22 protein-coding genes and 3 pseudogenes are annotated in these 21,246 nt (G+C 66.8%); 15 read left to right on the plus strand and 10 right to left on the minus strand.

Going from position 1 to position 21,246, the window contains the following annotated elements; all coding sequences use genetic code 11:
* Nucleotides 1-63 precede the first annotated feature (63 nt).
* Nucleotides 64-846 (minus strand): annotated as a pseudogene (locus QRN23_RS00205) (NADPH-dependent F420 reductase); the annotation flags it as partial.
* A 47-nt stretch (nucleotides 847-893) separates the two neighbouring features.
* Between QRN23_RS00205 and QRN23_RS00210 the strand changes: the two are divergent.
* Nucleotides 894-1,283, plus strand: a complete 390-nt coding sequence (locus tag QRN23_RS00210; RefSeq protein WP_123571417.1) for a MerR family transcriptional regulator — start codon at nucleotides 894-896, stop codon at nucleotides 1,281-1,283.
* A 107-nt stretch (nucleotides 1,284-1,390) separates the two neighbouring features.
* Here QRN23_RS00210 and QRN23_RS00215 read toward each other — a convergent pair whose 3' ends face one another.
* The gene (locus tag QRN23_RS00215; protein ID WP_285061909.1) at nucleotides 1,391-1,909 is read right to left on the minus strand and encodes a MaoC family dehydratase; all 519 of its coding nucleotides are present in this window, start codon (nucleotides 1,907-1,909) and stop codon (nucleotides 1,391-1,393) included.
* 64 nt (nucleotides 1,910-1,973) lie between these two features.
* Between QRN23_RS00215 and QRN23_RS00220 the strand changes: the two genes are divergently transcribed.
* Nucleotides 1,974-2,318 carry a DUF2200 domain-containing protein gene (locus QRN23_RS00220; RefSeq protein WP_285061911.1) on the plus strand — a complete coding sequence of 115 codons (345 nt, stop codon included), beginning with the start codon at nucleotides 1,974-1,976 and terminating at the stop codon, nucleotides 2,316-2,318.
* 50 nt (nucleotides 2,319-2,368) lie between these two features.
* On the opposite strand, the gene QRN23_RS00225 is transcribed toward QRN23_RS00220, so the two are convergent.
* Nucleotides 2,369-3,568, minus strand: coding sequence for a hypothetical protein (locus tag QRN23_RS00225; protein WP_277959899.1), 1,200 nt, complete (start codon nucleotides 3,566-3,568; stop codon nucleotides 2,369-2,371).
* Nucleotides 3,569-3,632: 64 nt separating this feature from the next.
* Nucleotides 3,633-3,860 (minus strand): hypothetical protein, encoded by a 228-nt coding sequence (locus QRN23_RS00230; RefSeq protein WP_277959898.1) that lies wholly within the window; start codon nucleotides 3,858-3,860, stop codon nucleotides 3,633-3,635.
* Nucleotides 3,861-4,081: 221 nt separating this feature from the next.
* Here QRN23_RS00230 and QRN23_RS00235 point away from each other — a divergent pair, with 221 nt between their 5' ends.
* The 3 genes from QRN23_RS00235 (at nucleotide 4,082) to QRN23_RS00245 (ending at nucleotide 6,729) form a co-directional block, all read left to right on the plus strand.
* Nucleotides 4,082-4,723 (plus strand): SHOCT domain-containing protein, encoded by a 642-nt coding sequence (locus QRN23_RS00235; protein ID WP_285061913.1) that lies wholly within the window; start codon nucleotides 4,082-4,084, stop codon nucleotides 4,721-4,723.
* 99 nt (nucleotides 4,724-4,822) lie between these two features.
* The gene (locus QRN23_RS00240) at nucleotides 4,823-5,437 is read left to right on the plus strand and encodes a helix-turn-helix transcriptional regulator (RefSeq protein ID WP_285061915.1); all 615 of its coding nucleotides are present in this window, start codon (nucleotides 4,823-4,825) and stop codon (nucleotides 5,435-5,437) included.
* On the plus strand, nucleotides 5,434-6,729 hold the full coding sequence (locus QRN23_RS00245) for a HipA domain-containing protein (protein ID WP_277959895.1): 1,296 nt from the start codon (nucleotides 5,434-5,436) through the stop codon (nucleotides 6,727-6,729). Before QRN23_RS00240 ends, QRN23_RS00245 begins: the two co-directional genes overlap by 4 nt.
* Nucleotides 6,730-7,005: 276 nt before the next feature.
* Here the strand turns inward: QRN23_RS00245 and QRN23_RS00250 are convergent, their stop codons facing one another.
* Nucleotides 7,006-7,926, minus strand: a complete 921-nt coding sequence (locus QRN23_RS00250; protein ID WP_285061916.1) for a helix-turn-helix domain-containing protein — start codon at nucleotides 7,924-7,926, stop codon at nucleotides 7,006-7,008.
* 89 nt (nucleotides 7,927-8,015) lie between these two features.
* Here QRN23_RS00250 and QRN23_RS00255 point away from each other — a divergent pair, with 89 nt between their 5' ends.
* The 4 genes from QRN23_RS00255 (at nucleotide 8,016) to QRN23_RS00270 (ending at nucleotide 11,016) form a co-directional block, all read left to right on the plus strand.
* Nucleotides 8,016-8,963 (plus strand): quinone oxidoreductase family protein, encoded by a 948-nt coding sequence (locus QRN23_RS00255; RefSeq protein WP_285061917.1) that lies wholly within the window; start codon nucleotides 8,016-8,018, stop codon nucleotides 8,961-8,963.
* Nucleotides 8,964-9,019: 56 nt separating this feature from the next.
* Nucleotides 9,020-9,358 (plus strand): MoaF-related domain-containing protein, encoded by a 339-nt coding sequence (locus QRN23_RS00260; RefSeq protein ID WP_056228196.1) that lies wholly within the window; start codon nucleotides 9,020-9,022, stop codon nucleotides 9,356-9,358.
* Nucleotides 9,359-9,502: 144 nt separating this feature from the next.
* A complete protein-coding gene (locus QRN23_RS00265; RefSeq protein ID WP_285061921.1) occupies nucleotides 9,503-10,537 on the plus strand; it encodes a zinc-binding dehydrogenase in 1,035 nt (344 codons plus the stop codon).
* A gap of 107 nt (nucleotides 10,538-10,644) precedes the next feature.
* On the plus strand, nucleotides 10,645-11,016 hold the full coding sequence (locus tag QRN23_RS00270; protein WP_056228190.1) for a DUF2255 family protein: 372 nt from the start codon (nucleotides 10,645-10,647) through the stop codon (nucleotides 11,014-11,016).
* A 191-nt stretch (nucleotides 11,017-11,207) separates the two neighbouring features.
* Here QRN23_RS00270 and QRN23_RS00275 read toward each other — a convergent pair whose 3' ends face one another.
* The 4 genes from QRN23_RS00275 to QRN23_RS00290 all read right to left on the minus strand — a co-directional run bounded on the left by QRN23_RS00275 (nucleotide 11,208) and on the right by QRN23_RS00290 (nucleotide 14,553).
* Nucleotides 11,208-11,429, minus strand: coding sequence for a PLDc N-terminal domain-containing protein (locus tag QRN23_RS00275; protein ID WP_043594607.1), 222 nt, complete (start codon nucleotides 11,427-11,429; stop codon nucleotides 11,208-11,210).
* 33 nt (nucleotides 11,430-11,462) lie between these two features.
* Nucleotides 11,463-12,227: a hypothetical protein gene (locus QRN23_RS00280; RefSeq protein ID WP_157489809.1), complete on the minus strand. Its 765-nt coding sequence runs from the start codon at nucleotides 12,225-12,227 to the stop codon at nucleotides 11,463-11,465.
* Between the two features lie 149 nt (nucleotides 12,228-12,376).
* Entirely contained in the window at nucleotides 12,377-13,588 is a 1,212-nt protein-coding gene (locus tag QRN23_RS00285; RefSeq protein WP_285061923.1) for an MFS transporter, read from the minus strand.
* Between the two features lie 77 nt (nucleotides 13,589-13,665).
* Entirely contained in the window at nucleotides 13,666-14,553 is an 888-nt protein-coding gene (locus QRN23_RS00290; protein WP_285061925.1) for a helix-turn-helix transcriptional regulator, read from the minus strand.
* 155 nt (nucleotides 14,554-14,708) lie between these two features.
* On the opposite strand from QRN23_RS00290, the gene QRN23_RS00295 reads away from it, so the two are divergent.
* Nucleotides 14,709-15,119, plus strand: a complete 411-nt coding sequence (locus tag QRN23_RS00295) for a hypothetical protein (RefSeq protein ID WP_285061927.1) — start codon at nucleotides 14,709-14,711, stop codon at nucleotides 15,117-15,119.
* An 88-nt stretch (nucleotides 15,120-15,207) separates the two neighbouring features.
* On the opposite strand, the gene QRN23_RS00300 is transcribed toward QRN23_RS00295, so the two are convergent.
* The gene (locus tag QRN23_RS00300) at nucleotides 15,208-15,702 is read right to left on the minus strand and encodes a hypothetical protein (protein WP_285061929.1); all 495 of its coding nucleotides are present in this window, start codon (nucleotides 15,700-15,702) and stop codon (nucleotides 15,208-15,210) included.
* 357 nt (nucleotides 15,703-16,059) lie between these two features.
* On the opposite strand from QRN23_RS00300, the pseudogene QRN23_RS15425 reads away from it, so the two are divergent.
* From QRN23_RS15425 to QRN23_RS00315, 5 genes and pseudogenes are all read left to right on the plus strand, one after another.
* Nucleotides 16,060-16,236: pseudogene (locus tag QRN23_RS15425) on the plus strand (DUF2200 family protein); the annotation flags it as partial.
* Nucleotides 16,237-17,100: 864 nt separating this feature from the next.
* Nucleotides 17,101-17,754: a hypothetical protein gene (locus tag QRN23_RS00305; RefSeq protein ID WP_285061930.1), complete on the plus strand. Its 654-nt coding sequence runs from the start codon at nucleotides 17,101-17,103 to the stop codon at nucleotides 17,752-17,754.
* Nucleotides 17,755-18,690: 936 nt separating this feature from the next.
* Nucleotides 18,691-18,930, plus strand: a pseudogene (locus tag QRN23_RS15495) (hypothetical protein); the annotation flags it as partial.
* A 29-nt stretch (nucleotides 18,931-18,959) separates the two neighbouring features.
* On the plus strand, nucleotides 18,960-20,132 hold the full coding sequence (locus QRN23_RS00310) for an HsdM family class I SAM-dependent methyltransferase (protein WP_285061931.1): 1,173 nt from the start codon (nucleotides 18,960-18,962) through the stop codon (nucleotides 20,130-20,132).
* The gene (locus QRN23_RS00315) at nucleotides 20,129-21,211 is read left to right on the plus strand and encodes an N-6 DNA methylase (protein ID WP_285061933.1); all 1,083 of its coding nucleotides are present in this window, start codon (nucleotides 20,129-20,131) and stop codon (nucleotides 21,209-21,211) included. The genes QRN23_RS00310 and QRN23_RS00315 overlap by 4 nt, the downstream gene beginning before the upstream one ends.
* The last annotated feature ends 35 nt before the right edge of the window (nucleotides 21,212-21,246 follow it).

The raw sequence follows: 21,246 nt of genomic DNA on the forward strand, positions 1-21,246 counted from the left end.
CGGTGACGTCGAGGAGGCGCGGTGCCGGCCCGACCGGCACCGCGCCTCCTGCGCTCGGTCGCGTCAGCTGTAGCAGGCGCGGTTGATCGCCACGAGGAACGGCCCGTCGACGGTGCCGCCGGCCTCGACGTAGCCGCGGATGACCTCCATCGCGACGTCGCGGCGCTGCGGGACGCGCTCCTTCTCGGCGGCGGCGAGCCACCCGGGCATCTCGGCGCGCGTGCGGTCGGTGCAGTAGACGGGCGAGCCGGGCTGCTGGCGCCAGGACTCGGCCAGGACGCCGGCGTCGACGGCGTCGAACCCGGTCTGCTCGACGAGCTGCATGGCCACGGCGCGGTCGGCGTCGCGGTCGGCGGCCACGGGGATGGCGACGCGGGAGGGGTCGCCGGGCTCGGTGGCCTTCGCGTCGAACGACTGCGAGATGATCGCGTTCCACGCCTTGGCGATCGGGCGTCCGAACAGCTCGGACAGCCAGACGCTCTCGGGGACGCCCTGCTCGAAGTCGTGCATCGAGCCGTCACGCATCGGGTAGTAGTTCGACGTGTCGACGACGACCGCGCCCTCGGGGGCCGAGCGGACGTACTCGGCGATGTCGGCGTTGCGGTTCATCGGCACCGAGACGATGAGGACGTCGACGCCCCGGGCGACCTCGGCGGCGTCCACGGCGCGGGCGCCGGTGCGGAGGGCCGCCTCGTCGATCGTCTCGGGGCCGCGCGAGTTGGCGATGGCGACGTCGTGCCCGTGGCGGGCGAGGCGGCGGGCGATGGTGGAACCGATGGAGCCGGCCCCGATGATCCCGATCCTCAGGTGTGCTCGTTCTTCTTCTCGTACGTCAGACATGCCTCCAGCATGAACGTTGCCATTAGTGTGAAGGTCAAGTCGGAGGAGGACTCGTGCGCATCGGTGAACTGTCGACCAGGACGGGCGTCCCGTCGCGGATGCTCCGCTACTACGAAGAGCAAGGCCTCATCACCCCGACCCGGCTGGCGAACGGCTACCGCGACTACGACGAGCGCCTCGTCGACCGGGTGGGCAAGATCCGCGGCCTGATCGACGCGGGCATCCCCACGCGCATCGTGACGGACATCCTGCCCTGCCTCGGCCAGCCGCAGACGATCGTCGTCGAGAACGCCGAACCGGGGCTCGTCGAGCTGCTCGAGACCGAGCGCGACCGGATGACCGAGAAGATCGAGTTCCTCACCCACAACCGCGACGCGCTCACGAGCTACCTCGGCGCCCTCGAGGACGCCGGCGTCGAGCGTCCGGAGACCCGGGCCGGGTGATCCGGGCCGGGTGAACCGGGCTGCTCGACGCGGGCCGTGCCGGGGTCAGCTGGTCGCAGGCCGGGGTCGGCCGGTGGCAGGGCGGGGTCAGCTGGTCGCAGGCCGGGTCAGCCGGCGGGGGGGCGGGCCAGGATCAGGTTCGTCATGACCTGCGTCATCACGGCCCGGTCGTGCTGGTCGAGGAGTTCGATGCGGGTGCGGACCACTCCCCGGTCGGGACGCGACGCCGAGGGGCGGGCGTCGACGACGGTGAACCGGGCGCGGAGCACGTCCCCGGGGTGGACGGGAGCCGACCAGCGCAACTCGTCGACGCCGGGTGACGCGACGCTGGCGCCCTGGTTGAGGTAGGACTCCACCATCAGGCGCATCATCATGGCGGTGGTGTGCCAGCCGCTGGCCACGAGTCCGCCGAGGGGAGTCGCCTCGGCCCGTTCGGCGTCGACGTGCATGTCGTGCGGATCGAACCGGCGGCCGAAGTCGACGATCTCGTCCGCCGTGACGCGGTACGAGCCGTGCTCCAGCGTGAGGCCGGGCACGTAGTCGTCGAGGAAGCGATCGGCGAGCCGATGCGCGAAGGGCGAGGTGTCGTCGGCCGCCGCTGCGGTCCCGTCCGGTTCGTAGGGCACGCCTTCACCCTAGGTCGGCCGAGGAGGCGCAGTGTCGGTCGACCGGTCCGCGTACGATTCCGGCATGAGCCGCTTGGACGACATGCCGTTCGCCAGGGTCTATCCCCTGTACGTGGCCAAGGTCGAGCGCAAGGGCCACACGAAGGCCGAGGTCGACCAGGTCGTGACCTGGCTGACCGGTTACGGCCAGGGAGAGATCGACCAGCACGTCGCCGACGGCACCACGTTCCGCGACTTCTTCGCGGCCGCCGACCTGAACCCCCGGGCCTCGCTCGTGACGGGTGTCATCTGCGGCGTCCGCATCGAGGCCCTCGACGACGAGCTGACGGCGAACATCCGCCGCCTCGACAAGCTCGTGGACGAGGTCGCGCGCGGCCGCCCGATGGCGAAGGTGCTGCGGGAGCAGTGAGGAGCGGCGAGCTCAGCCGAGCCTGGGCCCAGACCACGAGCGAAACGATGTCAGAGCGATTGCTGAACCAAGGCGGCGATGTGTCCCAGCGCACGTCCGATGTTCTTCACGGCCGCTGGCGCGTCGGATGTGACAGAGACGAGCGAGGCGAAGCCTATGAGCAACGCGGCGACTCCGACGCGGCGTCCGACCTTGTCCTCTTTGACCCGACGAGCTTCACGCGCCAAGGTCTCGTGCCAAGCCTGGACATCAACCTCACCCCGGGATGTGAGCTCCCAGGCCGTTCCTCGGAATTCGCGGGCCACCAAGCCCGGGCCGTCCGCTATCGGTTCGAAGATCTCGGTTCCTTTGCGTGGCGGCGGCCCGTACGCGATTTTTGTGTACCTAGAGGGGAACAGATTGCGCAGTCGGTCTCGGCGGATGCGCCTTACGATGTCCGCCGTGAAGACCTTGGCCTGGACGACCATGACGAAACCTTTCGGCAGAACGAGGTCCGCATCCGGCGTGATCCGCCGTTTGACTTTCAGTGTCACGATGTGTGCCTCGACCTGATCAGCCGGAATGTTGAGCGTGCGGCCGATCGAGAACGGCGACATCCAGAATGCGGCCTTGGCGCGTTCTTCGAGCCTTGGTCCGGCGTGACGGAAGAACATAGCGGCCCCGAAGCCGGCGAAGACGTCCCACGGTGACATCGGCCAGTCGGGCGGTGGCGGCCCGTCTTTGGCGATGCGTTTGATTTCACTGAGCACGCGTCGTGTGTCGTCGGTCACCGGTCCGCGCTTCTGCTCGTCGGGTAGCCAAGCGTCCTTCACGGCATCGAGAACGTCTTCGTACCCCCAGGGAAACCGGTTGGCGGAAACATGCACCGTGCACAGTCCATTGGCCACAGCTGGCTCGCTGCATCGCAGGACTTCGTCAGAGGGGGGTGATGGCTCGTCGTGGGAGCAGAGCGGCAGACCGTCCAAGTACCGGGGGCGCTGCGGCTCTCCATACTGCCCCATGAGCTGGGCATGGAAGATGCAGTGAAACGACACCGGCACACTCAACGGGCCCCACTCGATGTCGCCAGGAGACGCGTGCCCCGCGCGCAAGTTCGGGCCTACACAACCGTCGATGGCACACCGGTCGGGATATGCGTCTAGCGTCTCGAGCGACACGCGTTCAGCCCGCAGCCAAAAATCGTTCCAGTAGGCCTGCGTCGGGCGGCCCTTGTCGTCGAAGAAAGCGGAAACGTCGCGGGGTTGCGTCATTTCGTGATTATGGACAGCTCGTGACACGACCGCCAAGACCTTGGCGAAGGTTCTTCCGAATAGCTCAGGCGTCGGGCGTCTCGGTGGGCCGGGCGTGCCTCTTACGCAGGTCTCTCAGGCTCTTCACGAAGTAGAACAGCCCGACTCCGAGCATCGGCAGTCCGGCCCATGGGGTGTCGAGCGTGACCACCAGCGTGACCCCGACGGCCAAGAAGACAACGCCGAGCGAGACGTCGGCGTTCGAGTTCGCCTCAGCGGGGGCCTCTCTGCGTGGGTTCGTCGACTCGTCCATGTCTCGACGCTACGTCGAGATCGTGGCGCGCGCCTCCGTCGGTCGAGGGATGCTCACGGCGAGTGCCGCACGTCATGGGCGCCATCGAGCCGGGTGCGACGGCCCGTGTGCCCACGGTGCACGCTCGCCCGATCTTGGCTGACGCTGCCGGCAAGGTTCATCAAGCCTCCGAAATCGCTCACCCGGTGTGGAAGTTAGCCAAGCGGCAATATGGTCTTGCCATGAGCTCATTCGGACGTGTCATCGGCGGCGCATTTCTGGACGCCGGGGTCACCACCGCGACGTTCGGAAGTGACCTTGTGGTGCAAACCGGAATCAAGGGGCGCCGGATGACCACTGAAAACGTCACTGCGTGGCAAGAGATGCCCGTGGAAGCCCAAGACAGCGCTTTGACTGCGGTGGGGAAAGCTGCGGCCGGCGTCGCTCTACCCGGTCGATTCGGGAAAGCAGCCTCCGCGGCGGTGGGGGCCGCTTTCGACAACAGGAGACCGGATCACCAGGTTCGCATCGACTGGGCCGACGGCAAGACGTCGCTCGTAAAGCTGCCGGATGCTCTCTTCACTCAGCTCGAGCTCGTTCTCTCCGCACAGCGCATACCTGACGCACCTCGAGAAACCACGTCTAAGACTGTGGACAACCAAACGCAACCGACCATCGCGGACAAGACTTTCGACCTCGTGTCTGGTCTCGTGAGAGATCGGTTCGCGTCCAGGACGCAGTCGCTGGGCGAGGTCGACCCGGCACCCGCGGCCCAGGCCGATGTGGCAGAGCAGCTTCACAAGCTCGCCTCCCTGAGAGATGCGGGCATCCTCACGGATGAAGAATTCGCGGCGAAGAAGTCAGAGCTGGTCGCACGGCTCTGAAACATCCGGCGTGCTTGAACCCCGCACATCGACGCAATGTCTGATTTATGCCACATCGGCTCCGTGTTAGGATTTCTTGACAATGAGCGCTAGTGCTATTTGCGGAACAAGGACGGGGCTGCAGGCATGAAGTTGCAGACACCCTCAGATCTCGCCCGCCTCATCAAGAACGCCCGCGTCCAGCAGTCGCTGACCCAACATGACGTCGCCCACGCGGTCGGCATCACCCGTCAGTCCCTCGCCCGGCTCGAACGCGGCAACGGCGGCACGTCTTTCGACACGGTGCTGCTCATCCTCGATCACCTCGGCATCCACCTGAACGCCGCGACAGACCGCGACACCGCTGCTCTCGCCACAGACGCCACCAGGGGTGCCGCCCAGGCCGCGGCCGACGCCCTCACCAAGCGCATCACGACACTGATCGGCTCGGGCACACTCGAAGCCATCAGCAAGCCATTCCTCGGCCCGCTCCCCCAGATCGACCCCTCTCTTCTGCTCACGATCACCGCCTCCGACCTCCCCGGGCAGGTCGGGGCCGACCTCGACGCCGCCACACTCGCCTCGGTTCGCGAAGCCTCCCGCGAACTGACCGAGCGTCTCGCCGTCCCCGGCTCCGTCCTCATCCGTCCGCCACGAGAAATGGACGCCCGCGCACCTTCCACCACAAAGGCCCTAACGACTACCGGCCCGGATGCCGAAGGGGGCACCAGGTGATCCGCGCCCTCGACGTGTACCTCTACGAGGTTCACGTCGCCACGATCAGCCGGCGAGGCGAGAACCTGCAGCTGCGCTATCTGCCCGAGTACGTCAGCGCTGACGAACCCGTCCCCATCTCGGTGACGCTCCCCGTCGTCACGACCGCCTTCGGCAACGACCACACCAAGCGGTTTCTCGACAACTTGCTGCCCGACCGCGCCGACGTCCGTTCCCGCTGGGCGCGGGGAGCGAAGCTGACCAGCGACAGCACGTTCGACCTGCTCTCCGTCTACGGCGCCGATGTCGCCGGCGCGCTCGAGTTCTACCCCGCGGGCACATCACCCAGGCAGGAGGAGAACCTGACGCCGCTCAGAGAGAACGAGATCGGCGACCGCATTCGGCAGATCCGTCGCGACGACTCCGACTGGCTGCAGCACCGCGCCGTCGAAGAAGGGTTCTCACTCGGCGGCGCCCAAGGGAAGTTCGCGCTCGCCCTTCGCGACGACCAATGGTTCGAGCCGTCCGGGCGGCAGCCGTCGACACACATCTTCAAGCCGGGCATCCAACCGCTGCCCGGGTCCGATGTCACCGAACACATCACCCTCCAGGTCGCGCGCCTACTCGGGATCGACGCGGCCGCATCCGTGATCGCCGAGTTCGACGGCGAGCACGTCCTCGTCGTGGAGCGCTTCGACCGCTTCGACGACGACGGCACCATCGGTCGACTCCATCAAGAAGACCTCGCGCAAGCCACCGGGACCTCGCACGTCCAGAAGTACGAGTCCGACGGCGGCCCTGGCTACCGCGACATCTTCGCCGTCTTCGACCGCAACCTCGGCGCCGCCGAGGCCAAGAGCGCCAAGGAGCGGTTCGCGAAGCTGCACGTCTTCTCCTGGATCATCGGTCACAACGACGGCCACTCCAAGAACTTCTCCCTCACCCATGTGCCCGGTCGTAGCGTGCTGGCCCCCTTCTACGACCTCAACAGCGCTCTCGCGTTCAAGCAACGAGAGCAAGTCCTCGCTCACGACCCCGCCGTCTTCGACACCGTCGAGCTCGCCCTCGCCGTCGACGGGGCGAACACACTCGGCACCTTCACCGCAGACAGCGTCCGATGCCTCGAAGCTGACGCGGGGCTTGCCGAAGGACACCTGCGGGAGTTCGCCCTCCAGATCACCGCGGTCCTCCAGCCGACCGTCGCCGGCGTCACCGAACTACTTCCCGACCGCCTCAGATCGCTCCCCGCCGTCGCCCTCTACCCGCACGCCACGTACACGCAAACCCGTCGAGTCGTCGACGCACTCGCATGACCGGCGACGTGTCATGGGCCGCTGCGGGTGCGGTCGCGTCCGATTCGTAGGGCACGACCTCACCCTGGGTCGCGACCATGCCGACCGAGACCCCGGGAAGTCGCCGAGCCCCGCACTCGCGAGCAGGGGTCTCGGCGACTCCCTGGCGTCTGAACGCCGAGGAGGCGCGGTGCGGTTCGAACCGGCACCGCGCCTCCTGCGGTGGTCGCGTCGTCACGACCGGGCCTCCGGACGACCGTCGACGGGTCGATCAGCTCGCGCGAAGCTCACCGCTGATCATGAGCGTCGCCCAGCGGCTCCGAGGTCGGCGAGACGCCGCAGCCCCTCCTGCGAGGGCGATCCGGGTTCCGCCGTCCAGACGATGGCCGTGTGGCCGCCTCCGGCATCGAGGGCTCCCCAGTCGAGCGTCAGCTCCCCCACGACGGGATGCCGCAACACCTTGGTGCCCGTGCCGCGCGTCGCCACCTCGTGCGCCGTCCAGAGCCCCGCGAACTCGGTGCCGAGGGCGACGAGCTCGGCGATCAGGGCCTGGAGCCGCGGGTCCTCCGGGTCCCGGGCACTGTCCATCCGCAACTGCGCGAGGGCGAGGTCGACCACCCCGAGCCAGTCCGAGTACAGGGTGCGGAGGGCGGGATCGGTGAACAACAGGCGGATGAAGTACCGCTCGCCCTCGGGGACGGCCGAGAAGTCGGTGATGAGGGCCGCCGCCATGGCGTTCCACGCGACGACCTCGGTCCGGGGGCCCATGACGAAGACCGGCGTGGCGCCGAGGTCGTCGATCATCCTCAGGACGAAGGGGGCGACTCCCACCGACACAGGAGGCGCGTCGTCGGGCAGGACCTTCCCGGCCAGTCCGGCCAGGTAAGCCCGCTCATCCGGGCTGAGTCGGAGGACCCGAGCGAGATCGTCGAGCACGGGCGCCGACGCCGGGAGTCGTCCCTGCTCGAGACGCGTGTAGTAATCCGTGCTGATGGAGGCGGCCCGGGCGACCTCCTCGCGGCGGAGGCCGGGCACGCGTCGGGGGTGCTCGTCCTCCGTCAGACCGAGGTCGTGGGGCCGCAGTTCCGCACGCCGAGCCCGGAGGAAGTCGCCGAGCTCTCGCCACTTCGGTTCCGCTGCCATGCGCCGATCCTGCCAGACCCCCACGGCGACGCATCGACCGCCGATGAAGAAGAGCGAGGCGGGTTGGGGGGTCATTTTCCTTCCCCTGTGGAGCGTCGCGTCGGAGTGGCAACGTGATCTCACGACACCGGAAGATCCCCTTCCGGCGGCGACAGGAGGACACCATGAAGGCCATCGGCCTCACCGAATTCGGAGGACCGAGCGTCCTCCACCCCGTGGACGTCCCCGAGCCCCACGCAGGGCCCGGAGAGGTCCGCATCCGCGTCCGCGCCGCGGCCGTGAACCCGGTCGACACGATCATCCGTTCCGGCGGCTTCGCCGGCAACGACGGCGCCGTCGTCGAACCGGTCGTCCCCGGAACGGACGTCACCGGCGTCGTCGACGAGCTCGGCGACGACCTCGCCACCGACGAGGGCTTGCAGCTCGGTGACGCGGTCATCGGGTTCGTGGTCCCCGAGGGCAGCCACGGAGGCTACAGCGAACACGTCGTCCTCCCGGCGGAGTCGGTCACCCGGCTGCCCGGCGACCTCACGTTCGTCGAGGGTGCGTCGTTCCTCTCCAACGCCCTGACCGCCGAGATCACGCTCGAGCACCTCGCGCTCGGTCCCGGAGCGGCCCTCGCCGTGACCGGTGCCACCGGAGCCGTGGGCGGCTACCTCGTCGAGCTCGCCGCCCGCCGAGGCATCACCGTCATCGCCTCGGCATCCGAGGCGGAAGCGGAACTCGTCCGGGGCTTCGGGGCGACCCACGTCATCGACCGCGGCCAGGACTTCGCCGCCGGAGTCCTGGCCCTGACCGGAGGCCGTGGCGCCGACGCCCTCGCCGACCCGGCGATCGTCGGCGAATCCGTCTTCGGTGCCGTCCGCGACGGAGGACAGGCGGCGTTCTACCTCCCCACCGACAGCACCCCCGGTCGCGACGTCCGGGTCTTCTCGTCGTACGTGATGCGGTCCCACCGCCGACACGACGTCATCAGCGTCCTCGCGGGGCTGGCCGACCGAGGTGAGATCGCGACCCGTGTCGCCGGCACCCTCCCGGCGGCCGACGCCTCGACCGCCCACGCCCGGCTCGAGCAGGGCGGCCTCCGCGGCCGTCTGGTCCTCGAGTTCTGACCCACCCGATCCCCACTCCCCGACCCACCAGCACCACCACCAGAGAAGGACATCCCATGGACATCGCCGCACCCCTCCCCAGCGTCGGACAGACCTGGCTCGCCGACCTCGGCCCCGACACGCCCCTCGGCCACTTCACCGTCGAGATCACCTTCGACACCGAGACCCAGGTCTCGTTCCTCGTCACGGGCGGTGCCATCGAGGGCCGTCACGAGACGATGGAGTACACCACCACGAAGGTCCGCGACGGCCTGCACGTCGTCCGCTGGACCGAGCCCGACTCGGGCGACCACGTCACCCACATCGAGGACTACACGAACGGCGCCTGCATGGCGAGCTCCGTCATCGGCGGCGAGTTCGTCCAGCTGCACGGCACCTGGACCCGCGTCCGCTGACCCCGGCTGGCACCGGCACCGGCACCGGTTCCGATGCCTCCGCCGTCCACCCGTGCCGAGGCAGGGAGGCCCTGAGCGGGCCTCCCTGCCTCGTGGCGCCCCGCCTACCGTCGACCCCGACTCGACACCCCTGAAAGGAACACCATGAAGGCAACAGTCATGTACGGCGCCGGCGACGTCCGCGTCGAAGACGTCCCCGACCCCGTCATCCAGAAGCCCACCGAGGCCTTGATCCGCGTCACCTACGCCTGCGTCTGCGGCTCGGACCTGCACCCGTACCACGACCTCGGCGACACCCCCGAGGGCCGCCGCATGGGCCACGAGGCCATCGGCGTCGTCGAAGAGATCGGTGACGACGTCCGCACCCTCGTCGTCGGCGACACCGTCATCGTGCCGTTCGCCTGGTCGGACGGCACCTGCCCGTTCTGCCGCGACGGCATCACCACCTCGTGCGTGCACGGCGGCTTCTTCGACGGTGCGCCCTCGGCGACCCAGGCCGAGAAGCTCATCGTCCCCGAGGCCGACGGCACCGCCGTCAAGGTCCCTGCCGGCACGGACGAGGCACTCATGCCGAGCCTGTTGACCCTGTCCGACGTCTACCTCACGGGCTACCACGCCGCGGTGCAGGGGCAGGTCGGCCCGGGCAAGACGGTCACCGTGATCGGCGACGGCGCCGTCGGTCTCTCCGCTGTCCTCGCCTCGAAGCAGCTCGGTGCCGAGACGATCATCCTGATGGGCCGCCACACCGCCCGCACCGACCTCGGTCGCGAGTTCGGCGCCACCCACGTCGTCGCCGAACGCGGTGACGAGGGTGTCGCGAAGGTCATGGAGATCACCGGCGGCGAGGGCTCGCACGTCGTCCTCGAGGCCGTCGGTCACATGCCCGCCTACGAGCAGGCCTACGGCATCGTCCGTCCCGGCGGCACCATCAGCCGCGTCGGCGTGCCCCAATACGAGGAGGCGCCGGTCGGCTTCACCTCGCTGTTCGGCAAGAACGCGACCCTGACCGGTGGCCCTGCCACGGTGCGCGCCTACCTCGAGGCCGCCATCCCGCAGGTGCTCGACGGCACCATCGACCCGGGCCGCGTGTTCGACCGCGAACTGCCCCTGTCGGAGATCGCCGAGGGCTACCGCCTGATGGACTCCCGCGAGGCGCTCAAGGTGCTCATCCGCCCGTGACGACCGAGGAGGCGCCTGTCGAGCGAGCGGGCGCCTCCTCCTCCCCGCGGACGAACGGTCCCGCACCTCCCCCTCCCCCTCCCCTCGAACTCAGAAGGAGTCTCACGATGCCCACCTTCGACCCAGCCACCCTGGCCGCCATCGGCGGTACCGACGACTTGCACGTCTCTCCTCTGCGGGACGACGGCGTCACCCACGGCACCCCCACCTGGATCTGGTCCGTGGTCGTCGACGACGCGCTCTTCGTCCGCGCCTACAACGGGACCTCGTCCCGGTGGTACCGGGCCGCGATGAAGCAGGGCGCAGGACGCATCCGCGCCGCGGGCGACGAACACGACGTCACCTTCGAGGCCGCTGCGGGTGTCGCCGACGACCTGGTCGACGCCGCGTACGAGGCGAAGTACCACGGCAGCCCGTACCTGCCTCCCATGCTCACCGCGAAGACCGTCGCGGCGACGGTGAAGATCAGTCCGCGCTGAGCGTCGCTACGACACCGGTTCGACGAAGGGGCTCCGCACGATCTGCGGAGCCCCTTCGCCGCCGTCGGTGGTCACGTCGGCACGACGCGCGCCCGTTCAACAGAGCAGGGCGTCGCGTCGCATGCCGTGCCGCAGACAGGAGAGACCGCCATCCGGGCACGGATGGCGGTCTCCCCGGTCGCATCTGCGGGTTAGCTGGTCCTCGCCGCATTCTTGTGAAGCGATCCCCGAAGGGCGAACCACACCAGTGGCCCGACAACGGGGGCCACGACGACCACGATGAGCCAGATGGTCATCATCTGTGCCGACATCGCCTTGTCGCGAACGATGGAGACGATGGCACTGACGAGGAGAACCAAGCCAGCCAAGAGGACTACGGACCAGAAAAGGTCGAGTGGCGCGAGTCCGAACATGAAGTTCTCCTTCTTCCTAACTTACGTTCTATTTTAGGCGCGGGCGACGGATGCCCCACCGGTGGTCGTCCGCAGGTCGAGCCAGAACGGGGTGTTGCCCCATCCCCCGGCAGACAGGTTGAACTGGTGACGGATGTCGCGGCCGTTGTTTCGTGAGAACGCGATCTCATTCGAGACGGCCAGCACGGTGACGACCTTGTTGGAATTCGCGATGAGCTGCGACTTGGACGACGTCGGGGTGATCTGGTAATTCGCGTTGAAACTGTTACTCCACGTGACACCGTGGTAGTAGACGTGGCAGCTCTGCGCGTAGCGAACGCCTCCATTGTTACCGAAGACACAGTTGCTGACGCCCTGGGCTTGAGTGGAGACTCCACCCGTCTTGGGTGGCAGCACGACATTGCTCTTGGCGGTTCCGTCCAAGAACGGCTTCGCCTGAGCGATCATGGCCTGCAGTTCGGCGGGACTAGCTTGGCGCCCCTGCTCAATGCCCATCTCGGTGTAGGAACCGTCTGCGTAGACGTCCTTCGTCACCTTGTAGTCGCCCTGCTGCTTCGTGGTCGACGACACCGCAGCCTTGCCAGACGCGGCGTCCCACAGCTCGCCGTCTGTGACTTTCTGCAACAACTCGGCCTGCTGCGCCGGAGCGATGTCGGAAGCTGCGAGAGACGACTTCGTCTTCTCGAGTTCGACCTGGCTCACACCCGCCGGGGCGGCGATCGCCGGCGCTCCCATCAACGTGGTCCCCAAAACGCAAACTGCTGCCGCAACACTGAGGCCTACCATCTGCTTCTTCATGCAATTCCCCCTTGAACTGTGCGTTGAAGCCCCAAACATACAAAAGGGTCTGCTTTTTTTTCAACCCCGCTCGAGATGTTGCATCTGCTGCACTTTCTTCCCCTTGCCGTTGAGGAGGTGAGCATCGAGGATGCCCAGGGCCGAGCCGGTCAGAGCGCCGCAGGGAACGCGTTCCGCCGCCCGTACACCGTCAGCGCCAACGCCACGACCCCGAACCCGATCATCAGCACCGGCAGCACGAGCCCGTCCGCCACGGCCAGCAGGGCCGCCCCGACGATCCCCGCGAAGAAGATCGCCACGTTGAACGCCACCGGCAGGAAGGCGTTCGCGACGTCGGCGTTGTCGCCGCCGACGGTGGTGAGCGCCGCCTGCAGCTGGGCCGAGGCCCCGCCGAACGTGACGCCCCAGAGCACCGCGGCGACGACCATGGCCGGCACCGACGCGTGGCCGACGAGCAGGACGACCCCGGCGACGACGAACACGGCGACGCTGCCGTGCAGCAGCGCCCGCGGGTGCCGGTCGAGCAGCGCGCCGGTGACGACGATCCCGCCGATCGAGGCGATGCCGTAGATCAGCAGCGTGACGTCGACGCCGAGCCCCGACCCGCCGGCCCGCAGGTACGGCGAGACGTAGGTGTAGATCGTGTTGTGGGCGAGCATCCACGCGGCGATGACGGCCAGGATCACGGCGATCCCCGGGATGCGGAACACCCGCCCGAGCGAGAGCCGCGCCCCCGCCGGTGCCGGTGCCGCGTCCGGGACGATGGTCGCCACGAGCACGAAGACGACGACCCCGAGCAGGCTCAGCCCGCCGAACGACCACCGCCAGTCGAAGGCCGTCCCGAGCCACGAGCCCAGCGGCGTCCCGAACGCGAAGCCGACGGGCGCACCCGCCGAGACGATCGCGAGCGACAGTCCGGCACGGTCGGGCGGGCTGATCCGGCGTCCGTAGGCCGCGAGCATGCCCCAGATCACACCCGAGAACGCGCCGGCCACGAACCGCGACACCAGGGCGAGGGCGATGACGGGCGAGAGCGCCGTCACCGTGTTCGCGACGACCAGGCCGGTGATCGCGATCAGGAGGAGCGGCTTGCGTCGCATCCCCCGGGTCAGCGTGATGGCCGGCACGGTCGCGACCACGGTCCCGAGTGCGTAGGCGCTGATGAGCAGTCCCACGGCACCCTCGCTCGTGTCGAGGCCGTCCGCGATGACGGGCAGCAGGCCCGCCGGCATCGTCTCCATCGCGACGAGGATGAACCCCATCGTCGCCAGGACGACCAGCGAGAACACCGGCAGCCGTTCGACGGGCCCTCCGGCGACGGAGGCGCGGGGCACGTGGGTGGGAACGGGGGCTGCCGACATGGTGAGGTCCTTTCGGGCGCGGAACCGCGCCTCCTGGGGGTGAGCCCGGTGGTGCGGGAGGAAGAAGGAGGCGCGGGTCAGGTGACGGGGTCGGCGGACCGGGCCCGTTCGACGACGTTCGCGGTCGCCGCCCACGAGGCGAGGAGGCGCAGCCCCTCGTCGGACGCGGAGCCGGGGGCGGCCGTGTAGACGGTGAGCGAGTGCCCGGGGGTGTCCTGGAGTTCCATCACCTGGAAGTCCAGCTCGAGCAGGCCGACGGCCGGGTGCCGGAACTCTTTCGCGCCGACGTAGTGGCGGCGGACGTCGTGGGCGGCCCAGCGGGCGCGGAACTCGTCGCTGCGGATGGACAGCTCGCCGACGAGGGCGGCTATGCCGGCGTCGTGCGGGTTGCGGCCGGCGTCGCGTCGGAGGATGGCGACGTTGACGTTGGCTGCGCGCTCCCAGTCGGGGTAGAAGTCGTGGGCGCCCGGGTCGAGGAAGATGTAGCGGGAGTGGTTGGCGGGGCGCAGGGTGCTGCGGTACATGTCGGAGTACAGGGCGAAGCCGAGGGCGTTGGCGGCGACGAGGTCCATGCGGGTGTTGGTGACCATGGCGACGGCGCCGGTCATGGCGTCGAGCATGTGCTGCACCGGTGACTGCGCGATCTTCTGCTCGCTGGAGACCGGGGGCCTGCGGCGGGAGGGAACGGAGGCGCGGGCGAGGTCGTAGAGGTGGTCGGTCTCGGCCTGGTCCAGGGCGAGGGCGCGGGCGATGGCGTCGAGGACGCTGTCGGAGACGCCGCCGAGGTTGCCGCGTTCGAGTCGGGTGTAGTAGTCGACGCTGACGCCGGCGAGGCGGGCGACTTCGTCGCGTCGGAGCCCGGGGACGCGTCGCTGGCCGCCGGCGCTGACGACGCCGGCCTGTTCGGGCGAGAGGCGTGCGCGGCGGGTGGCGAGGAAGTCGCGGACCTCGGCTCGGTTGTCCATGGCTTCGACCCTACGGTCGGCGGTTCGGGGCAACCAGGCCCTGTCGGGGCCAGGTTCGGTGGGGCCTGGCACGGCGCTGAGGCGGAGGTCGTGACGCTCGCTCAGTACCTCGGTAGGGTCGTGGCACCAGCACCACTCGACGACGGGGGACCGAGATGACTGACGGACGCGACCAGACCGGGCAGCAGGGGCAGCAGTACGGCGGGCCGCAGGACGGGCGTCAGCAGTACGGGGGCGTGCCGCAGGCGCCCGGGGCGGGGCCGGACGGAGGGGCCGTCCAGCGCCCGTCGCGTGGGTTCGAGATCGCTGGCTTCGTGCTGTCGTTCTTCGGTTTCTTGGCGATCGCCGGCCTCATCATGAGCACGATCTCGTTCCGCCGTCTCGGCCGAGCCGGTCAGCCCCGGGGCCTCTCGCTCGCCGGCATCATCATCTCGATCGTGGTGCTGCTGCTGACCGTCGCGTTCATCGTCGCAGCCATCGTCGGCGCCTCGACCCTCCTCGAGACCTGCGCGGACCTCGGCCCGGGCACCCACGTCGTCGACGGCGTCACCTACACCTGCAGCTGAGCTGCGACGGCGGGCCTGGCGAGGACGCGGTGCGGCTCGCCCTGACGGCCTCCGCTGCCCGCCCGGCAGGAGGCTTGCGTCGCCGCGCTTACTGCTTTTCGAGACGGACGGTCGTCGTGGTGCCCATCAAGCTGGCTTTGTAGCTGAGCTCGCCGCCATCGACGGTGAACTCCTTCGTGTCGTCGGTCGAGGCGAGCATGGCCGAGTCAGTCGCGGCAGCGTCGCGGGCCGAGGACCACGTGTAAGGCGACGCGTCGTCGGTGGGAGGCGTGAAGGTGCCGACCCAGTAGATCGACTCGGTGTCGCCACCGTCGCTGACCCAGTTGATCGAGATGGTGTCGCCGGTGATGGTCGCCGCTTGGTACGCGTCTTCGCTGCCCGAGTTGGTCTGCTTCCACGACCCGGTCAGGTCCGGCACCGGAGCCGCTTCGGGTGTGGCCTCGGCGGAGGCGGCGCTCGTCGCAGACGAGCCGCTCGCTTGCCCCGACTCGCCTGCACCCGAGGGCGCGGGGCCGCTGCAGCCGGCGAGCGCCAGGGCGGAGACGAGAGTGAGCGGGGCAAGTGCGGCAATGAGTTTCTGCATGATGACGCCATGCTCCCAGGCTTCCTGACGATGCCTCACCGCCCGTCAGCCCACCGACTCGGTGTCAGAGGGGGGCGAGCAGAGCGGTGCAAGCGCCGATGCAGCTGTGGTCGTCCATGTCGGGGCGTGCTGAGCGCACCCGCCGGCGCACGAGCGGCAGGCGGCGAGGCGGGCCTTGATGACGGCGCGGGTGACGGCCACGGTGGCCGGGCTGGTGCGCTAGAGGACTGAGAGGGTGGTCGCGCAAAGGTGGGAGCAGTTCAGGTCTGCTCGGACGCAGTCGGACATCACTGTTGGAATCACCTTTCGCGACTTCTTCGAGCTTTAGTTCTCAACCCCTAGGCCTCACTCTTAACCGGTGTCATCTACGGCGTCCACATCGAGAACGTCAACGACGAGCTGACCGCCGCCATCCGCCGCCTCGACAAGCTCGCAGCCGGGGTCGCAAGAAAATCACTGACAGTCTCGCTGTTGCGGGTGGAGCAAGAGTGGACCACATCCAAGCCCCTCACCGCTCACGCTCATGTCTGCTAAGAGTCCACCTCGACTCACAGTTTCGATTATGTCGATAGCGCAGGAATGGCAATGAGCCGGCGAATGACGGCGCCCTCCTCAGCATTGTCAATGCCATCCCGCACGGCATCACCACCACCACTTGCCCACCAACCCACTTCAAAACCGCCACCCGCTCCCCATGAAGATCTGCCCATCCCCGGGGGCCTCCTGAGCACCTCCACTCCCGCCAACGATGCACCCCGCTCGATCCGACACCAGCCATCCGCCGGGCGCACACCGAGACTTCTCCCGGCTGCAGGAACGCAAAGCGTTCTTGCCGCCCCCCTCTCAGCGATCCACCCCTCCGACACCGATTTGACGTCCCCGCGCTCTCGGCGTCGGCGTGCATCTAGCCTCTGAAATTCTGACGGGGTGAAGGAGTATCAGCAGGCGTGGGACGACACTTGCCCGGTCGCCTCCATGAGAGCAGCGCCCCTCCCCCACCCTCGCCTGGCTCCGCCTCACCTAGATCAAGGGGCGACTTCGACCACGACCTCGAGCGGGTTGACATCTACAGCCACCACCCCGATCCCCGCACGCAATGGGTCGAACGCAAGACGGACCTCCGTTATCAAGCCGACGTAAGGCGAATGCGTCCACATCGCCCCCGTGGTCCAAGACGGTTTGCTCGACCCGGTTGCCAACGGTTCGAAAAAGCTGGGGGGGGGGGGGAGCGGCTTGGGGGGGGGGGGGGGGGGGGGGCAGAGGTCCCTCATCTAATCAGCACAGACCGGTCGGCACAATGCCCCCCAAGTGGGTGGATTATCGGGGAATAGCTTGCCTCTAAATTTCATCCCAGAGGGCACACAGGCTGCACCTCTTGCAGAATCTCAGGAGAGACACATGAAGACATTGAGCCGTGTAGCCATGGCCGCCACAATCGCTTTCGCTCTCGGAGCCGGGAGCGCCGTACCCGCCTTCGCGGAGACGGAGACCCCCTCCAAGGCCGAGGCCATCAGCCTCAACACTGAATACGGAGACCTCTCCGCCGACGAGCTCAACGCTCTCCCCCAGGAGGAACTGACAAAGATCGAGCAGGCCGCGGAAGTCGCCACCATCGATGAGACGACCACTGTCACCTACGACGCGGCCGCGACCGCGACCGCCGCAAAGTCGACCTCGATGAAGAGCACGACTGCGGCTACGCCGGTGATCCTCTGTTACACCAGCCGGGCTCAGCGCACCGCGAAGAGCGCAGTTGGCATCAACCTATACATGTCGTACACGGTCGGCGGTTGGTGCCGCTCCGGCAGCAAGGTCGTCTCAGCGAGCCTGAAGGACTCAGGTTCGCAGACGTACTACCTGGGTTGGTCATCCAATGGCAAGATCGGCAGCGGCTCCGGCGTCGTGTCCGGGCAGGGCCGCTCGTACGCCCAGTACAAGTTCACCTTCCAACTGGGCACCCCCGTTCCCACCCAGTACCCGACACCGTGCGTGCGTGTGAAGGGCCTGGGGAACGCCTCGGCCCAGAGCGATTACACCTGCGGGATCTACTAACCCGCAAGGACTTGGCCCGGCTTCTCGATCAGCGAGGGGCCGGGCCTTCGGTTTGCACGGGGTCCATCTGCAATTCCGTGCCCCCAAGATCTAGCCCCAAGAACAGGCCGACCCCACCAGCTAGCACCACGATCACAGCCAGGGCGATGAGAGGAACGAACCAGACACCCCACCTCCGGCGGCGGACAAGAACTAGCACGAGCAGCGCAGCACCCAATGCGGACGTCAGCAATCCAAGGAACGGGCCCGTGAGGGCTAGGAGAACCGCGAGAACCATTAACGCCACCGGCCACAACGGCGCAACTCGAGTTGCAGGCCCATCAGAGCTAACAGTCATCTCGCGCCCCCTCGTTTAGCGAAAACTCCCGCCATCAGTTTGCCCGACCAATCGCTCCTGGGCACGCTTCCGGCGCACCGTGGGCCGGTGCATCGCTGCACGGCGGGTATTGACGCGCATTTGCGCGCCCCCACTCGTCGTCACGACGGCCACAACTCAGGCTCTGGATGCAGCTGGCCCGTGAGGGCTGACAGCTCGGCCCCGTGTTGGATCATCCACGCGACGGCGCTGTTCAGGCTGTCCTCTCGGCGTAGCCAGGGCCGACCGCCGGTATCGTCGCGGCCGTGGGCGCAGCAGTGGTAGACGATGCCACCCAGCTCGGCGCACGACAGGACGTAGCCGAGGGGTGCGGTCCGATCCCGTCGGACCTGCCAGACACCGAACGTGCCGGGGATCGGAGGCACTGCGAGCGGGTGCGTCGGGATCGGCCGGCGCAGAATCTTCGCCGCCGCTTCTCCTGACCCTCGTACTCCCACGGCGGGAGCGTACGTCCGGCCTCTGACCTTGACCGCCTCGTGCGGGCTCTACGATCAATTGTCAGCCCGTGCCTGGGCCTCGAAAGGAACTGCGTGGACACCGTTACAGAGCAGAGCATCGCAATGGTGGACGCCGAGGTCTCAGCCAGCAGAAGACTCATCGACATCGTCTCTGGTCTTGAAGTACCCAATACACCCGAAGAGACTGACGCCGTACAGCCCTTCGCTCGTCAGCTGTTGGAGGACTACGGATACCCTCGTGCTCACATCCGTACGCGCCCTCAGTGGCGAGTCAAGTCATCCCCGTCAGATCTGGCTAAGAAGTACCCCGTAGACATTGCTGTCTTCGATTCAGACGACCAATCAGATGCGAACCTTCGCATCGTCGTGGAATGCAAAAGAAGAAGCGCACAGACGGACGCGGCCAGCTCGAGGACTACATGCGTCTCTCTGCGGCAACCCTCGGCGTGTGGTTCAACGGCGAGGAGCGTTGGTTCCTTCGCAAAGTCGTGACGGGCGACACTGTTGTCTTCCAGGAAATTCCCAACCTGCCTCGCTTCGGGGAGCGCATTGAAGACCTCGGTCTGTACACCCGAGAGCTGCTCCGTCCCACGCACAATCTCAGGTCGACTTTCCGCGCGATTCGCAATTACCTCGCGGCCAACGCTGTCGCCATGACACGCGATGAAGTCCTCGCCCAGCAGATCATCAACGTCATCTTTTGCAAAATCTACGACGAGCGCTTCACCGCCCCCCAGGACACTGTGCGGCTTCGCGCGGGCATCGACGAGAACGCAACCGCCATCGCGGAGCGAGTCCACGCGTTGTTCTCTGAGGCGAAACAGCAGTACGACGACGTATTCGACGACGACGAAAAGCTCACTTTGGACGATCGCTCACTCGCCTACGTCGTAGGAGAACTGCAGCCCTACTCTCTGATGGAAAGCGACAGAGATGTCGTTGCCGACGCCTTTGAAACCTTCATCGGCCCCTCACTGAAGGGTGCCCAGGGCCAGTTCTTCACCCCCCGCAACGTCGTCAGGCTCACCACGACCATGGTGCAACCAACGAGCAAGGATCGAGTGATTGATCCGGCTTGCGGCTCTGGCGGGTTCCTTGTCGAAACTCTACGCAACCTGTGGAGCCAGGTCGACGCGCGCGGCTCCAAGCTCAAATGGCCGCAAGCGGAGATTGACAGCGAGAAGCAGAAGGTTGCAATCCGGTCGATCCGGGGCATCGACAAAGACGCATTTCTATCGAAAGTCGCCAAGGCCTATATGGCAGTACTGGGCGACGGACGTGGTGGTGTGTTCTGTGAGAACTCGCTCATTGACCCCGCCGAATGGCGGCCCAAAGCCGAAGATGAAGTCCGCGACAACCACTTCGAGGTAGTTGTTACGAACCCTCCCTTCGGCAAGAAGCTCAAAGTCACTGACGCCGTCACGCTTGCGCGCTACGACCTAGCTCACAAATGGAAGCGCGACCCCGAGGCCTCGGTTTCGAGCGCACAGCCACGCTTTCTGATGGCCAATCGCCGCAGATCTTGTTTATTGAGAAGTGCTTGAACCTTCTCAAACCAGGAGGACGGCTAGGCATCGTTTTACCTGAGTCAATGCTCTGTAACCCGTCCCACAAGTTCATCGTTTCCTACATCCTGACCCGAGCCCGCATTCGCGCTGTCGTTTCGATGCCGGAGGAGCTGTTCCAGCCCTATACGCACGCCAAGACGGCAGTGGTACTAATCGAGAAGTTCGGCAACGGGATAGACGACAGTCCTCACCCCGTCTTTATGGCTCTTGCCCGTTGGTGCGGGTACGACTCGCGGGGGCATGAAGTACCCCGCGATGACCTCCCAGAAATCACGGAACGGCTCGAACGGTTCCTGGCCGACGAAGACTTCGAATTCGATCATCTCGGATTCACGGTCAACTCGGACGACATCCTCGATCAGATCTACCTCCCGAAGTATTACAACCCCGAACTGCGGCAAAGACTCGACGGGTTGAGCCCGACGCACGATCTTGTCTCTCTTGGTGACCTCGCCGAAGCCAACGTGATCTCCGTCAACACAGGCCACGAAGTAGGAAAACTTGCCTACGGGACAGGCCCCATCCCGTTCATCCGAACCTCGGACATTGCCAACTGGGAAATCAAAGGCGACCCGAAGCACGGCGTTAGTGCAGATATTTTTGATGACCTAAGCAGCCGTCAGGACGTCGAGCCTGGCGACATCCTCATGGTTCGGGACGGCACCTACTTAGTAGGAACGTGCGCCGTCGTGACCGAACTCGATGCCCGAATTGTCTTCCAAAGCCACATCCTGAAGTTCAAAGTTCATGACCACGAACGCATCGACTCCCGACTGCTGCTGGCACTGCTGTCGGCCCCGATTGTCAAAGAGCAGATCTGGTCCAAACGGTTCACGCAGGACATCATCGACACCCTCGGCGGGCGTTGGAAAGAGCTTGTCATCCCGATTCCCCGTTCGGAGCAAACTCGTCTCGAAATCATCGAAGACGTTTCGTCCGCGATCAGGATGCGCATCGACGCCCGACTTGCAGCGCGCAAAGCCGTCATGGGTGTTGCACCGCACGGTTCCCTGGACCCTGAGGTTGAGTACGACTTCTTGGTTCTCGGGCGCTGACAAGGTCAATCTCGGCCGGAGAGACGTCTCGCTAG

Origin of the sequence: Frigoribacterium sp. ME-P-080, assembly GCF_030209595.1 — a bacterium.
Lineage (GTDB): Bacteria > Actinomycetota > Actinomycetes > Actinomycetales > Microbacteriaceae > Frigoribacterium.